Consider the following 14,160-nt stretch of genomic DNA (forward strand, 5'->3'; position numbering starts at 1 on the left):
TTTATGAAAAATCATAGTTTTCTGATCGGCGCGGCTCTGATCCTGATATCAGAAATGTTTCTGGTGCTATCCGGCATGGTGATACGACAGGTTTCTGCTGAGTTGCCTACCGAGATGATCGTATTCTTTCGTAACCTGCTGGGGCTGATGCTTTTTGTCCCCTGGATGCTGCGTAACGGTATCTCTGTCCTACACACCACCAAGCTCCACTTCCATCTGATGCGCGCGGGGGTAGGAGTAACGGCAATGACCTGCCTGTTTTATACCTGGGGCCATCTTCCTCTTGCCCAGGCGGCACTGCTGAAACAGACTGCCCCGTTTTTTATGCCGCTGATCGCCTTATGGTGGCTTAAAGAGCGGATAAACCTGCAGGTGAAACTGGCGATTCTGGTAGGGTTTATCGGTGTCGCCTTTATTATCAATCCAACAGAGACCGCGGTGAATATCGGCATTTTAATTGCTCTGTTCGGTGCCTGTCTGGGTGCCCTGGCGAAAGTGACGGTACGCCGGATGCGGGATACCGAATCCCCCCAGTTAATCGTATTCTATTTTGCTCTGTTCGCTGCAGTGTTGTCCGCTTTTCCGGCCTGGCTGAGCGGCGCAGGCTTAAACCTGGTTCAGTTTGGCTGGCTGGTGTTGCTGGCGGCAACCTCAACCGTAGCACAGTTATTGCTCAGCAAAGCCTATGGTATGGCTCCGGCCGGTCAGTTAGCACCCTACACCTACGGCTCGGTTGCCATGGCGGCGGTTCTTGGCTGGCTGGTATGGGATGAGGTGCTGGGACTGCATACTCTGCTGGGCATTCTGCTGGTTTGCTGTGCGGGTATTGTGGCGATGGCGGGGAAGCGTTCGCAACCGGTAAAGCCGGTGACAGACCCGGTCCTGTAACGGTTAATCCTCTCCGGTTTCACTGTGGGAGGCCTGAGGCAGGCTGTTGATCAGTGAATCGCTGCGGTAGGGAACCTGACTGCTGGGGACCCGTTTTGCGGCTGATACCAGGTGCGCGGGCTGATCGTCAAAAAAGATATGGGGACGTAAAGCACTCAAAACCGGCTCTTTACTCATCCCTCCTAGAAAAAAAGCCTGATCAACATTGACTCCCCATTGCCGCAACGTCTTAATCACCCGCAAGTGCGCCGGGCCGTTGCGGGCCGTCACGATGGATAGTCTCAGGGGGGAGCGATCTGCTCCCAGTTTACTGTTGAGTCTGGAAAGCACTCTGACCAGTTTGGCAAAGGGACCATCGGGAAGCACGACATCTTCATTGTCTGACTCATTTTCCTGAAACCGTTCCAGCCCTTCGGTTTTATAGATATATTCTGACTCATCAGAGAACAGCACCGCATCCGCATCAAATGCGATCCTGATGGTGTCACGGTCCGGCTGAAAGCTTTCGGGGGGATCGTATATCAGCGCCGCAGCACAATCCTGAGTATCGATGGCCACCTGCGCATCATCCGGGTGTCGGGTTAACAGCAGATCGACACTGTATGCCTGCAGGAAAGGGGCGAGTGATTCACCTCCGGTAAAGGCTGATCGGGTAATATCCAGGCCGTAGTACTGAATTGATTTCAATACGCGCAAACCGGTATCAGGGCTGTTTTTAGACATCACCACCACTTCGACCAGTCGCTCGTCGGAAAGGGTGTTCAGGCTGAGTAGCGCTTCCACCAGATGAAAGGCGGTCCCTTTATCGAGAATTTTATTCTCCTGTTCAAACTGGTAACGGCGGTAGGCCTCTACATCCTGTTGCTGGTAGATACGGTTTTCATGTTCCAGGTTAAACAGCGCGCGGCTGGAAATACCAACCACCAGAACCTCATCCAGGGCAAATGTCATGTTACTGTCCATTATTATGATCGTTAGATCTGTGCCATTAGTTAAACATACAAAGGGGCGCGAATCATTACTGATCGCTGTTCAAAAAATGGGCAGTGTTGGGTATGATCAGTGCTACCTTTGTTACGCTTCTGACTCTGCGGTAATCCGATATTGACTGTTTCCCGTTTCTCTATTCGCAAGTGGCTGATCCGAGTGCTGCTCATTCTGATTCTGCTTCCAGTACTGCTGGTGCTGATGTTGCGTTTTATCGACCCGGGTATATGGATGTGGAAGATCCAACGGGATCTGAATCCGCCACCGGGATATCCGGCTCACAGTCAGCATATCTGGGTGCCTCTTGATCAGATCTCCGGGACGATGCAGCTAGCAGTCATCGCCTCTGAAGATCAGAAGTTTCCGCAACATTGGGGGCTGGATCTGGAATCGATAGCGGACGCTCTCAGTGACAATGAGAAAGGCGGCAGGATCAGAGGTGCCAGCACCCTGACGCAGCAGACCGCTAAAAACCTGTTTCTGTGGCCCGCCAAAAGCTATCTGCGAAAAGGACTCGAGGCGGGGCTGGCGGTGTTGATGGAGGCCCTGTGGACCAAGCAGCGTATCCTGGAAGTTTATCTCAATATTGTCGAGTTCGGTCCCGGAATCTATGGTGTTGAAGCGGCCAGTCAGGCCTATTTCCATAAACCGGCTCAGCGACTGTCCCCGGTCGAAGCAGCGCGCTTAGCCGCGGTGTTACCCAACCCCTACCGTTTACGTGCTGCCAACCCCAGCAATTATGTCTGGCAGCGCATTCGCTGGATCACCCATCAGATGCAGTTGCTGGGGCCGAATCACTGGAACCCGTAACGCGGGCCATAGCAGATTGCCTGAAGCCACAGAAGATATGCAAAACTGACTGGATTAGTGGCGCCTATTGATTCAGAATCAGCGTCAGCCAGACTGATTTAGCTGGCTATCTGTTTTGTCCTGCTAACCTGAATTTAAGGATCGTTCTCTATGGAAATGGAGTTTTTTAGCGCCTCTCTGATCAATCTGTTATTGAATCTGAGTTACACCATCATCGCTCTGGTGGTAGGAGTGTATGCTCTGTTATGGATCGATAAGCGGTTACTCAAAAATATCGATATTGAGGAGGAGATGAAGAAGGGTAATATCGCGGTTTCGATATTTGCCTCAACCGTACTGATCTTCGTCGCCATTATTGTTGCCTCGGGTCTGAAAGGGTAGCCGGCCATGTTAAAACGCCTGGGGCAGGGCGTGCTGTTTATTCTCGTCATCATACTGACCTCAGCGCTACAGCAACACCAGCGCTCGCCGGATCTGATAATTGACGAGGCACTAGAGCGTCTGCCACTGCCAGCTGACCCCAACGCATCTCCCGGGTTATTACGCAGCGGATCACTCCAGTTAATGGCGAATGGTATCACGCTGAATCAATTGGATATTGATAAGATTCTCAATAAACGCAGAGAAAAACCCAGCATCTATCTGTTTGGTCAGGCCGACCTGGGGGCATATATCATGATCGCTCCGGGTGTCGACCGGCGTTACCATCTGGTAAACAGCTATTTTGATGGCTATATGCCGTTCCGGGTTGAGAATCCGGTATTGGCGCTCTATACGGTTGCCCATCGAAAAAAGTATCAGCTTGATCATATCACCTATCCGGGCCGCCCTGAGGTCTGGCAAAGTAGCCAGCAGGCATTTTTTGCTAAGGTTGGGGATTGTGAAGACCACGCCATTTTGGTGGCCGACTGGCTCATCGGCCTGGGCTACGATGCTCGGGTTGTCGTTGGTGACTATGATGGAGAGGGACACGCCTGGGTTGTGCTGTTTGCCGAGGGCCAGGAATTTCTGCTTGAGACAACCCGAAAGCGTGGCCTCAATCGCCTGAAAGCGTTTCCACTGGCCCGCTTGCAGACTAAATATCATCCCACCTTTATGTTTAACAACACTGATTTCTGGCAAAACCAGGGCTCCCGTTTTACCACTGATTACGCATCATCGGACTGGGTTAAGAGAAGTCACTATGTGGCCGACAGATAGTGGCTGACTAAGGCCGGCACCGGTAAAAAAAATCCGCCACAGAGGGCGGATTTTTTTCTCTATCGATCAGCTATCGTCCGGTTCATACCCCAGGTTTGGTGATAACCAGCGTTCCGCTTCGGTTTTCTCCATACCGGTGCGTTTGGCATAGGATTCCAGCTGATCTTCACCGATCTTGGCGACACCGAAATACTGAGATTGCGGATGACTGAAATACCAGCCGCTGACCGAAGAGGTCGGCAGCATGGCATAACTATCGGTCAGTTGCATACCAATCCGGTTTTCAACATCCAGCAGCTTCCACAGCAGACCTTTTTCGGTATGCTCCGGACAGGCGGGATAACCCGGGGCGGGGCGGATGCCCTGATATTTCTCTCTGATCAGCGCCTCGTTATCGAGGTTTTCATCGGCAGCATAACCCCAGAACTCACGCCGGGTACGGGCGTGCATATACTCAGCCAGCGCTTCGGCTAACCGGTCCGCCAGGGCTTTCACCATAATACTGTGATAATCGTCATGATCGGCTTCATAGGCGTCGATCATCGCCTGATCACCAATACCAGCGGTAACCGCAAAAGCCCCGAAGTAATCAGCTTTGCCGCTCGTTTTCGGTGCGATGAAATCGGCGAGGCACATATTCGCCTTGCCATCCGTTTTCTCTACCTGCTGGCGCAGATGGTGCAGGTTCATCAGCACCTCTGAACGACTGTCATCGGTATACAGTTCAATATCGTCATTGTCGACACTGTTAGCCGGGAACAGACCGATCACTGCCCGGGCTTCCAGCTTCTTGTTAGCGATAATATCATTCAGCATCTGCTGAGCATCGTTAAACAGACGGGTCGCCTCTTCACCGATAATCTCATCTGTTAGAATGCGTGGGTAACGTCCCGCCAGCTCCCATGAATGAAAGAACGGGGTCCAGTCGATATAGTCACGTAGCTCATTCAGATCGATATTCTCGAAGGTCTGAATGCCTGGCTGAGCAGGGACCGGAGGGGTATAGTTGCTCCAGTCGATGTTGAATTTGTTCGCCCGGGCCTGAATCAGTGAAACCCGGCGCGCCTGACTCTGGCGTTCAGCATAGCGCTGCCGTACGGTTTCATAATCCTCCTGTATCTCCTGCACATAGGCTGCTTTTCGCTCTTTGGATAGCAGGGTGCTGGCAACGTTTACCGCCCGGGACGCGTTGGTCACATGGACCACCTGATCACGGTTGTAGGCCTGATCAATTTTTACCGCCGTATGTGCTTTAGAGGTGGTTGCCCCGCCAATCATCAGCGGAATATTAAAGCCCTGACGCTCCATCTCTCTGGCCACATGCACCATCTCATCCAGCGATGGGGTAATCAGACCTGAGAGACCGATAATATCAACATTCTCTTCACGGGCGGTTCGCAGAATCGTTTCTGCCGGCACCATCACGCCGAGATCGATAATTTCGTAATTATTACACTGAAGCACGACACCAACGATGTTTTTACCGATATCGTGAACATCGCCTTTTACCGTGGCCATGAGGATTTTACCCGCGGTTTCGCTGCCCGCGCCGGCTTTCTCCTCTTCGATGAAGGGCATCAGATAGGCGACCGCTTTTTTCATTACCCGGGCCGATTTAACCACCTGAGGCAGGAACATCTTGCCCGCACCAAACAGATCACCCACCACGCCCATGCCGTCCATCAGCGGGCCTTCGATCACCTGAATCGGGCGATCATAGAGATGGCGGCACTCTTCGACATCGTCATCAATATATTCGGCGATACCTTTAACCAGCGAATGGGACAGACGTTCCTGAACCGGCAGGCTGCGCCATTCCTGAGTTTTCTCCTCAACCTGTGCACCATCGCCGCGATATTTTTCAGCAATCTCCAGCAGGTTTTCGGTCGCGTCATCTGAGGTATTGAGAATTACAGCCTCAACCGCAACCCGCAGCTCTTCCGGCAGGTCATCGTAGATCGCCAGCTGACCGGCGTTAACGATACCCATATCCATCCCTTGCTGAATTGCGTGATAGAGGAATACACAGTGGATCGCTTCCCGCACCGGGTTATTACCGCGGAACGAGAATGACACGTTAGATACGCCGCCAGAGATCATCGCATAGGGCAGATTCTTCTTAATCCATCCCGTAGCGCGGATAAAGTCCAGCGCATAATTATTGTGCTCCTCAATCCCTGTCGCCACGGCAAAGATATTCGGATCGAAGATAATATCTTCTGGTGGGAAGCCGACCTTCTCAGTGAGCACTTTGTAGGATCGTTCACAGATCTGGATTTTGCGCTCTTCGGTGTCCGCCTGGCCATCCTCATCGAATGCCATGACCACCACCGCAGCCCCATAGCGACGCAGCAGGTTGGCCTGATAGATAAACTTCTCTTCACCCTCTTTAAGGCTGATGGAGTTCACCACGCCTTTACCCTGAATGCATTTCAGGCCTGCTTCGATCACCTCCCACTTAGAGGAGTCGATCATAATCGGCACCCGGGAGATATCTGGCTCAGAGGCGATCAGGGTGAGAAAGCGCACCATCGCCGCTTCCGCATCCAGCATCCCCTCATCCATGTTGATATCGATGATCTGTGCGCCGTTTTCAACTTGCTGACGGGCAACATCCAGTGCGGTCTCGTAGTCACCCTCTTTGATCAGACGTTTGAACATCGCCGAACCGGTAACGTTGGTTCGCTCACCGACGTTAACAAACAGGGTGTCTTTATTGATATTTTGCGGTTCCAGGCCGGAAAGGCGACATTCAACAGGAATCTCAGGAATCTGTCGCGGAGCGAACTCATTGGCGGCATTACCCATAGCGGTAACGTGTGCCGGTGTTGTGCCGCAGCAGCCTCCGATAATATTCAGGAAGCCGGCCTGAGCCCACTCACGAATCTCTGTCGCCATCTGTTCGGGGGACTCGTCGTAGCCACCAAAAGCATTTGGCAACCCCGCATTCGGATGAGCGGATACATGGGTGTCAGCGATACGGGAAAGCTCTTCCACATACTGCCGTAACTCCTTTGGTCCAAGAGCGCAGTTCAGGCCGATTGATAGGGGCTTGATATGACGCACAGAGTTCCAGAACGCTTCGGTGGTCTGGCCAGACAGGGTTCGGCCTGAGGCATCGGTGATGGTGCCGGATATCATTACCGGCAGACGCAGCTTGTTGTTTTCAAAGTACTGGTCAACCGCGAAGATAGCCGCTTTGGCATTCAGAGTATCGAAGATAGTTTCGATGAGAATGATATCAGCGCCACCTTTTATCAGCCCGTCGACGGATTCGGTATACGCCTCGACTAACTGATCAAAACTGACATTGCGGAATCCGGGATCATTTACATCCGGTGAGATAGAACAGGTGCGGTTAGTCGGGCCGAGAACACCGGCAACATAGCGGGGCTTATCCGGCGTTAACGCAGTAACCTCATCAGCCACTTTACGGGCCAGCTGCGCGGCCACCCGATTGATCTCATGACTGATTGCCTCCATCTCATAATCAGCCATAGCGATGGTGGTTGCGTTAAAGGTGTTGGTTTCCAGTATATCTGCCCCGGCATCCAGATAAGCGCGGTGGATATCGCTGATAATATCAGGTTGCGTCAACACCAGCAGATCGTTGTTTCCCTGCAGATCGACCTTCCAGTCGGCAAACCGTTCACCACGAAAATCAGCCTCGTTCAGTTTGCGATCCTGAATCATGGTGCCCATACCGCCATCGAGAACCAGTATGCGTTCTGACAGGGCTTGTTTCAGTTGAACTGTTTTATCTACAGAAGTATGTGCCGACACGTATAAACCTACCAATAACCTATTGTAAAGGCGGCTATTTTAACTAAATTATCGGGCTTGTGGGTGAGTTACACTCAATTGATGATGAAATATATTTGTAGAGCCTGACAGATCAGTGCTCAGATAACTTTTTTGTCGTTGATATGCTTGCTGCGTTTGAAAAAACGGTCATTGCTGAAAGACAAAACCCACTCAGCCAGGACAGGGCGACTGAGTGAGTTGTAGAGGCCAGAGCGTTGATATCTGAATTAAGCGCCAGAGTTTTGCAGTCTCAGGTTAGAGCGATGACCAACCCAGCGCATACCCGCTACGATAGTGAGCAGCGTGACCAGATAGAAGATCAGATGGATTGCAGTAGGACGCTCCTGATATCCGATAAGAATATGTAGTAGCTGGCCTGTAATCGATTTTTCTGAGAGCAGCGCGCCACTATCCCAGAGTGGAGTCTGATAGGGCAGAATACCTGCCTGCATCAGATAGCCGGAAGCTGACGCTGCCAGACCCGCTGCCAGTAACAGAATCATCCATCCGGTATACTGGAACAGGCGGGCGGTAGGGATTCGCAGTAACCCGCTATAGATCAGGCGTCCCACCAGAATACCAGCGATCACGCCGAGAATACTGCCGGTCATCATCGAGTTCGCAGAGCTACCGCTGGCAGTGACACTGTACATGAACAGCACCACCTCAGAGCCTTCCCGCAACACTGCCATACCAGAGGCAACCGCGAGAAAGTAGAGAGGTAGTGAGCCGTCAGTTATTTTAGCGCTGACGTTTTTCATGTGGGCGACCAGTTCCCGGGCATGATGAGACATCCAGATGTTGTGCCAGGCCAGCATCAGAACGGCGATCAGAAGAATGGAGGCATTCATCAGTTCCTGGCCAGTCCCCTCAAAAGCGCTGGTGATGGAACCTGCGAAAAGCGCGACAATGCAGGCACCAGCCAGTCCTGCGATAAGGCCCGCACCGATCCACAGCGTCCGGCGGGGCAGGCCGCAGGTAGCCGCCAGCAGGATACTGACAATCAGTGCCGCTTCTAGCACTTCACGAAATACGATAACAGCGGAGCTTAACATAGGTCTGCCTCAGCAATAATTACTCGACGATCAGGACACCTTTGGCTGTGTCTTCATGAAATTCGCCCACAAACTCATAACGGCCTGGTTCAAAGGGCCCAACCATAATAGTTGCTTTACTGTTTCCTGGAATCACTTTTTCCAGAGTGAAGTCTTCCCCTTCAAACTCTTCAGGGGTGGCGTCTTCATTAGAAACTACCAGTTTTACCCGCTGATTAGCGGGGATGGTGATTACTGCAGGCGAAAACATATGATCTTTTATCGACACCTCAAAACGGGTATCGGCAGCCATCGCTGTTGTTGACGTGGCAAGCAGGGCGGCAATCATCAATTTCTTCATAGCAAAGTCTCAGAATTACATTAATAGTTAATAATAATGATTATCATATAGATTCGCGAAAGCAAGTGCAACATTCATGACGTCAGAATCATGCATAACAGAATCAGGAAAAACACGACCAGAAAAATCACGCTGCTTTTTATGGGTAAACAACATTGGACCTCTGTGTCGCTGTGATCTGATAGATGTAAAGCGTGTATCCCTGCTGATAAATTGCTTAAAATTTTAAAATTAGCTGGTACAATTGCCCCGCGAAAAAGGTAAGCAAACTTATAACATCACTTATAGTTTGCTTTACCTTATATCGTTCGCTTTGTTTCAGGGCTGTAAACAGATCTGAAAAAGTGTCCATGGCTGCGGCTGTGATGGGGCCGATGAATCGGCCTGGTGCTGGTGATTGCAATATAACGCGACACTGGCAGAGGTATGCTGAATATTTCAGCAAGGTTTAAGTCGGTTACCCGGCTGTTTGAGACTCAGGTCATTAATATGCTGCAAACATTCTTAAAAGCAAAACTTCATCGGGTTACGGTAACCCATGCTGAGCTTCACTATGAAGGCTCCTGTGCAATTGACGGTGTGTTACTCGAACGCTCCGGCATTAAGGAGTACGAACAGATACATATCTACAACATTAATAACGGTGAGCGCTTCACTACCTACGCAATTCGTGGTGAAGACAACAGCGGTATTATCTCTGTTAACGGGGCTGCGGCACACCGCGCTTCAAAAGGTGATCTGCTCATCATCTGTTCCTATGTGCAACTGGATGAGCAGGAGGCTGAGAGTTTTCAGCCAACCCTATGCTATTTTGAAAACGCTAAAAATGAGAACGATGCTCACCGGGTCAGTGATGAGGAGCTGCATCAGCGTAATATCATGACTGGCATTAAAAACAGCATCGCAGTTCAGGAAAATAACTGACAACCCCCTGGCAAATCTGTTTCCTCAAGCTGCCTTCTGGCAGCTTTTTTTATGCCTTTTTGAACGGCATGTCCAAAATTACAAAGTCAGGATTGTCGACAATTGATCTATGTCACTATTTTGTAGTCGCATATTTAGTCATAAAAAAGCAATTTATCTGAAAATTATCGGCATATCGTAGACAATTTAGCCTTTTGTATTAGTTTATTTTGCCTGCTTCTCGGTTAGAGTGTGACACATGAGGCGGCACCTGCAGACAACAATGATAAGCCTATAACAAAAGTAGGTGATGCCGGTCTGAAACATATAATAATGGTTACAGCGAAGGGCCAGTGCTATGTCATATAAAGAAGAATACAGAAGATCGATCGAAACTCCTGAGGCTTTCTGGGCGGAGAAAGCTGAAGCGATCAAGTGGTTTAAAGCCCCTGAGACGATCCTGAGCAAAGATGAAAATGGTATTGATCGCTGGTTTGCTGATGGCGAGATGAATACCGCTTATCTGGCACTGGACTACCATGTTGAAAGTGGCCGTGGTGATCAGGATGCACTGATCTATGATTCGCCTGTCACAGAGACTAAACAGCGCTACACCTATTCTGAATTGCGCGATGCTGTGGCAACCTTTGCTGGCGTTCTGAAGTCTCAGGGCGTTGAGAAGGGCGATCGGGTTGTTATCTATATGCCGATGATCGCTGAAGCGGTTATCGCCATGCTTGCCGTAGCCCGGCTTGGAGCGATCCACTCCGTTGTTTTTGGCGGTTTCGCGGCACATGAACTGGCCGTCAGGATCGACGATGCAGAGCCAAAGGTAGTAGTGACTGCCTCATGCGGCATTGAGATTGCTAAAGTGATTGAATATAAGCCGCTGCTGGATGAAGCGATTGAGAAGTCTGCTCATAAGCCTGATAGCTGTATCATTTTCCAGCGTCCACAAGTGGCCGCATCGATGATCGAAGGTCGCGATATTGATTGGGCGCAGGCGGTTGCCACTGCAGAACCAGCGGATTGCACCCCCGTAAATGCGACAGACCCTCTGTATATTCTTTACACCTCCGGCACAACGGGTAAGCCAAAAGGTGTGGTACGCGATAACGGTGGTCACGCGGTGGCGCTTAAATACAGTATGAAAGCGATCTACAACATGGAACCGGGTGAAGTGTTCTGGGCGGCCTCCGATGTCGGCTGGGTAGTAGGGCACTCCTATATTGTGTACGGTCCACTGTTGGCAGGTTGTACCACCATCGTTTACGAAGGCAAGCCGATCAAAACTCCGGATGCCGGTGCATTCTGGCGTGTGTGTGCCGAGTATGGCGCTAAAGCGCTGTTTGCTGCCCCGACAGCATTCCGGGCGATCAAGAAAGAGGATCCCAACTCTGAATTTCTGAAGCAGTATGATCTGAGCAAGCTGGAAACGGTCTTTATGGCGGGCGAGCGGCTTGATCCGCCCACCTACCACTGGACCAAAGAGACTCTGGGTAAGCCGGTTATCGATCACTGGTGGCAGACGGAAACTGGCTGGGCGATCTGCGGTAACCTGACCGGTGTAGAGATGCTTGAACCCAAGCCGGGTTCAGCGACGGTGCCAGTCAGTGGCTTTAATATCCAGATTCTGGACCATGAGGGTAACGAGCTGCCTAATGGGGAGCAGGGCAATATTGCCATTAAACTCCCTTTGCCGCCAAGCTGCCTGCCAACCGTATGGGGTGATTTTGAGCGTTTCCGTACCGGTTATCTGTCAGAGTTTCCAGGTTATTACTGCTCAGGAGATGGCGGTTATAAAGATGAAGATGGCTATGTGTTCATCATGGGGCGCACCGATGATGTGATCAATGTCGCGGGCCATCGACTCTCGACCGGCGAGATGGAAGAGATCGTAGCTGACCATCCGGCCGTTGCCGAGTGTGCCGTTATCGGCATCAATGATCCGCTGAAAGGACAGCAACCCATCGGTCTGGTGCTGCTTAAGAACGGTGTTGAGATCGATGCAGCGCAGCTCGAATCAGAGCTGGTTGCGATGGTGCGTAAAGAGATCGGTGCGGTGGCCTGCTTCCGTCGTGCGATTGTGGTTCAGCGTCTGCCGAAGACCCGTTCCGGTAAGATCCTGCGTAAACTGCTGCGTCAGATTGCCGATGGTCAGGATTACACTGTCCCGTCTACCATCGATGATCCGGCATCACTGCCAGAAATTCAGGAGATCATGGGGCGAAATGGCCTGGTAAGCTGATCTTGACGGATTAAAGTGTTTTACTACCTTTCAGGCAGCCATATGGCTGCCTTTTTTATTTTGAACTACAGTGTATGTCAGCACCGCTGACATACACTTTCCTACCCATAGAGGGGCTACTAATCGTCAGGCGGGAAGATAACATTGAGGTACTGGCTATGTCTGATAACCCTGTTGTGTGGTTTGAAATTTATGTAGACCAGATGGCCAGAGCACGAAAGTTTTATGAAGCTGTGCTCGGCGTTCATCTGGAATTATTGAGTGATCCTAATGATTCCGGTGTAGAGATGCTGTCTTTTCCAGCAGATATGGACAAATATGGCGCGACCGGTGCTTTGGTCAGAATGGAAGGGTTTCCCGCAGGAGGAAACAGTACGCTGATCTACTTCTCCTGCGAAGATTGTGCTGTTCAGGAGTCAAGAGTTAATGCTGCTGGTGGCAGAGTTCAGAGAGCAAAAATGTCAATTGGTGAGCATGGATTCATCTCGTTAGCGATGGACACCGAAGGGAATATGTTTGGTCTGCATTCGATGAATTAAATAGTGCATTAACACCTGGCGCACATATTCATAAATTCTGTTTAATCGACGAACACTGGCTCCTTGTATCAACTATTCGGCGATTACTTTTATCCGTCATTCTGTCGGGTTGCCACACAACACTATGATATTTATTGCCTCATATAAACGTCTTCTGAGAGGTGACGCTGCACTAATGAGTATTAAGCTGCCAGCAAGCTTCGCTCTATACAGTATGGTGATCCATATAACCTTCCTGGCGGTAACCGAGTATATGCAACGAAGTAAAGTGATAGCACTGTTTGCATGCGTTATATCTATCTCAACTGCGGTTGGAGGCAATGACTCCAGGCCGTTCGATGCACAACAACTGGTTGGAACCTGGAACTGTACCCATACCATGGAAGAGGCCGATACAGGGATGAAAGTAGACTATGTTATCAACTACAAATCTGATGGTCAGGCCAGCGGATCAGGAACATTAAAGCTGAAATTAGCCAATTTTCCCGAGATCCAGTACGGCGTATCAAATCGCTCCAACTGGGAAGTTAAAGGTAACTCGCTTATTCTTTCGGCAACTCTGTTAAATGTAGTCAACCAGAGCCATCCTGAATTGGATAGTTTTCTCAATATAAAAAGTTTGATCCCGCACCGTCTGCGGGAGTCATCCACAATACTTGAGTTAACCGCATCAAACCTGGTAGCCAGATCTGACTCCTACGGCGGTGTTTATTCCTGCTCAAAACGCGTATCAGATATCTGATACTCAGGCTCTCGATAACCGGGAGCCTATAAATCGCTTCACTCTCTTCATGCCGTTGTATCATTGACACAGCAACTTCCGGTTTTATCCTGAAATACCATGACGCCAGTTTGTGGCGGCTGCTATTCATCCTGCTTTATAGACAAATCCTGTATAACCTATTGAAGCATAAAGATCTTATACCTAAGATTGGGGAAATCTGACTTTTTAGACGGCTATAACAATAACCGGAAAGCCCTATGTTAAATACTATAACCAACAGTCCTTACCTGATCCTGCTAAGCGCGCTCATCCTTTTTATCACGTCTGGATATGAAACGATTCACACGCTGAATGACTTCACACTGAGCACCCACCACGGTATTTTAGTTTTTAGCATTATCCAGATTATCAAAGTGATTCCTGAAATTATGCATGGCCTGCAAGAGATAGAAGACGCAGATGAGATTATGGAGAAAAGACTATCCAACTAGCCGCAAAGCTTGTTCAGTCGCACAAATTATGCGAATACTCACTTAAATGTGCTTCGAAAACCATCATCGGCAGCTGATGCGATAGGGTGAATTGCTCCAATAAAAATTGAGCACTCAGCGTAAGCAGATCGCTTTTCAATAGCCCGTTATATAACACTATAAAAAAGAGTA

General features: G+C 50.1%; 13 protein-coding genes. 9 read left to right on the forward strand and 4 right to left on the reverse strand.

The features are described from left to right. Positions 1 to 3: 3 nt before the first annotated feature. On the forward strand, positions 4 to 888 hold the full coding sequence (locus OCU43_RS10760) for a DMT family transporter (RefSeq protein WP_091359099.1): 885 nt from the start codon (positions 4 to 6) through the stop codon (positions 886 to 888). A 3-nt stretch (positions 889 to 891) separates the two neighbouring features. Here the strand turns inward: OCU43_RS10760 and OCU43_RS10765 are convergent, their stop codons facing one another. Beyond that, complete coding sequence (locus tag OCU43_RS10765; protein ID WP_091359097.1) at positions 892 to 1,839, reverse strand: 5'-nucleotidase; 948 nt, start codon at positions 1,837 to 1,839, stop codon at positions 892 to 894. A 153-nt stretch (positions 1,840 to 1,992) separates the two neighbouring features. Between OCU43_RS10765 and mtgA the strand changes: the two genes are divergently transcribed. The 3 genes from mtgA (at position 1,993) to OCU43_RS10780 (ending at position 3,885) form a co-directional block, all read left to right on the forward strand. Continuing rightward, positions 1,993 to 2,685 (forward strand): monofunctional biosynthetic peptidoglycan transglycosylase, encoded by a 693-nt coding sequence (gene mtgA, locus OCU43_RS10770; protein WP_245756585.1) that lies wholly within the window; start codon positions 1,993 to 1,995, stop codon positions 2,683 to 2,685. Positions 2,686 to 2,835: 150 nt separating this feature from the next. After that, entirely contained in the window at positions 2,836 to 3,066 is a 231-nt protein-coding gene (locus OCU43_RS10775) for a DUF350 domain-containing protein (protein ID WP_091359092.1), read from the forward strand. A gap of 6 nt (positions 3,067 to 3,072) precedes the next feature. Next, the gene (locus tag OCU43_RS10780) at positions 3,073 to 3,885 is read left to right on the forward strand and encodes a transglutaminase-like domain-containing protein (RefSeq protein WP_091359088.1); all 813 of its coding nucleotides are present in this window, start codon (positions 3,073 to 3,075) and stop codon (positions 3,883 to 3,885) included. 66 nt (positions 3,886 to 3,951) lie between these two features. Here OCU43_RS10780 and metH read toward each other — a convergent pair whose 3' ends face one another. The 3 genes from metH to OCU43_RS10795 all read right to left on the reverse strand — a co-directional run bounded on the left by metH (position 3,952) and on the right by OCU43_RS10795 (position 9,084). Beyond that, on the reverse strand, positions 3,952 to 7,668 hold the full coding sequence (gene metH, locus OCU43_RS10785; protein ID WP_091359084.1) for a methionine synthase: 3,717 nt from the start codon (positions 7,666 to 7,668) through the stop codon (positions 3,952 to 3,954). Positions 7,669 to 7,916: 248 nt separating this feature from the next. After that, positions 7,917 to 8,744: an FTR1 family iron permease gene (locus OCU43_RS10790; protein ID WP_091359081.1), complete on the reverse strand. Its 828-nt coding sequence runs from the start codon at positions 8,742 to 8,744 to the stop codon at positions 7,917 to 7,919. A gap of 19 nt (positions 8,745 to 8,763) precedes the next feature. Next, entirely contained in the window at positions 8,764 to 9,084 is a 321-nt protein-coding gene (locus OCU43_RS10795; protein WP_091359078.1) for a cupredoxin domain-containing protein, read from the reverse strand. Positions 9,085 to 9,573: 489 nt separating this feature from the next. On the opposite strand from OCU43_RS10795, the gene panD reads away from it, so the two are divergent. From panD to OCU43_RS10820, 5 genes are all read left to right on the forward strand, one after another. Continuing rightward, complete coding sequence (panD, locus tag OCU43_RS10800) at positions 9,574 to 10,008, forward strand: aspartate 1-decarboxylase (protein WP_091359212.1); 435 nt, start codon at positions 9,574 to 9,576, stop codon at positions 10,006 to 10,008. 337 nt (positions 10,009 to 10,345) lie between these two features. Continuing rightward, positions 10,346 to 12,235: a propionyl-CoA synthetase gene (locus tag OCU43_RS10805; RefSeq protein ID WP_091359074.1), complete on the forward strand. Its 1,890-nt coding sequence runs from the start codon at positions 10,346 to 10,348 to the stop codon at positions 12,233 to 12,235. A 158-nt stretch (positions 12,236 to 12,393) separates the two neighbouring features. Further along, entirely contained in the window at positions 12,394 to 12,774 is a 381-nt protein-coding gene (locus OCU43_RS10810) for a VOC family protein (protein ID WP_091359211.1), read from the forward strand. A 175-nt stretch (positions 12,775 to 12,949) separates the two neighbouring features. Continuing rightward, a complete protein-coding gene (locus tag OCU43_RS10815) occupies positions 12,950 to 13,516 on the forward strand; it encodes a hypothetical protein (RefSeq protein WP_091359071.1) in 567 nt (188 codons plus the stop codon). A 239-nt stretch (positions 13,517 to 13,755) separates the two neighbouring features. Beyond that, positions 13,756 to 13,989 carry a hypothetical protein gene (locus OCU43_RS10820; RefSeq protein WP_091359068.1) on the forward strand — a complete coding sequence of 78 codons (234 nt, stop codon included), beginning with the start codon at positions 13,756 to 13,758 and terminating at the stop codon, positions 13,987 to 13,989. Positions 13,990 to 14,160 lie beyond the last annotated feature (171 nt).

It is taken from the genome of Amphritea atlantica, assembly GCF_024347255.1.
GTDB classification, from domain to species: Bacteria; Pseudomonadota; Gammaproteobacteria; order Pseudomonadales; family Balneatricaceae; genus Amphritea; species Amphritea atlantica.

Excerpts from the sequence above, each read along its gene's own strand:
- OCU43_RS10790 (WP_091359081.1), bottom strand. The coding sequence starts at position 8,744 with ATGTTAAGCTCCGCTGTTATCGTATTTCGTGAAGTGCTAGAAGCGGCA.
- OCU43_RS10810 (WP_091359211.1), top strand. The coding sequence starts at position 12,394 with ATGTCTGATAACCCTGTTGTGTGGTTTGAAATTTATGTAGACCAGATG.
- OCU43_RS10795 (WP_091359078.1), bottom strand. The coding sequence starts at position 9,084 with ATGAAGAAATTGATGATTGCCGCCCTGCTTGCCACGTCAACAACAGCG.
- OCU43_RS10775 (WP_091359092.1), top strand. The coding sequence starts at position 2,836 with ATGGAAATGGAGTTTTTTAGCGCCTCTCTGATCAATCTGTTATTGAAT.
- OCU43_RS10820 (WP_091359068.1), top strand. The coding sequence starts at position 13,756 with ATGTTAAATACTATAACCAACAGTCCTTACCTGATCCTGCTAAGCGCG.
- OCU43_RS10760 (WP_091359099.1), top strand. The coding sequence starts at position 4 with ATGAAAAATCATAGTTTTCTGATCGGCGCGGCTCTGATCCTGATATCA.
- OCU43_RS10765 (WP_091359097.1), bottom strand. The coding sequence starts at position 1,839 with ATGACATTTGCCCTGGATGAGGTTCTGGTGGTTGGTATTTCCAGCCGC.
- OCU43_RS10805 (WP_091359074.1), top strand. The coding sequence starts at position 10,346 with ATGTCATATAAAGAAGAATACAGAAGATCGATCGAAACTCCTGAGGCT.
- panD (WP_091359212.1), top strand. The coding sequence starts at position 9,574 with ATGCTGCAAACATTCTTAAAAGCAAAACTTCATCGGGTTACGGTAACC.
- OCU43_RS10780 (WP_091359088.1), top strand. The coding sequence starts at position 3,073 with ATGTTAAAACGCCTGGGGCAGGGCGTGCTGTTTATTCTCGTCATCATA.
- OCU43_RS10815 (WP_091359071.1), top strand. The coding sequence starts at position 12,950 with ATGAGTATTAAGCTGCCAGCAAGCTTCGCTCTATACAGTATGGTGATC.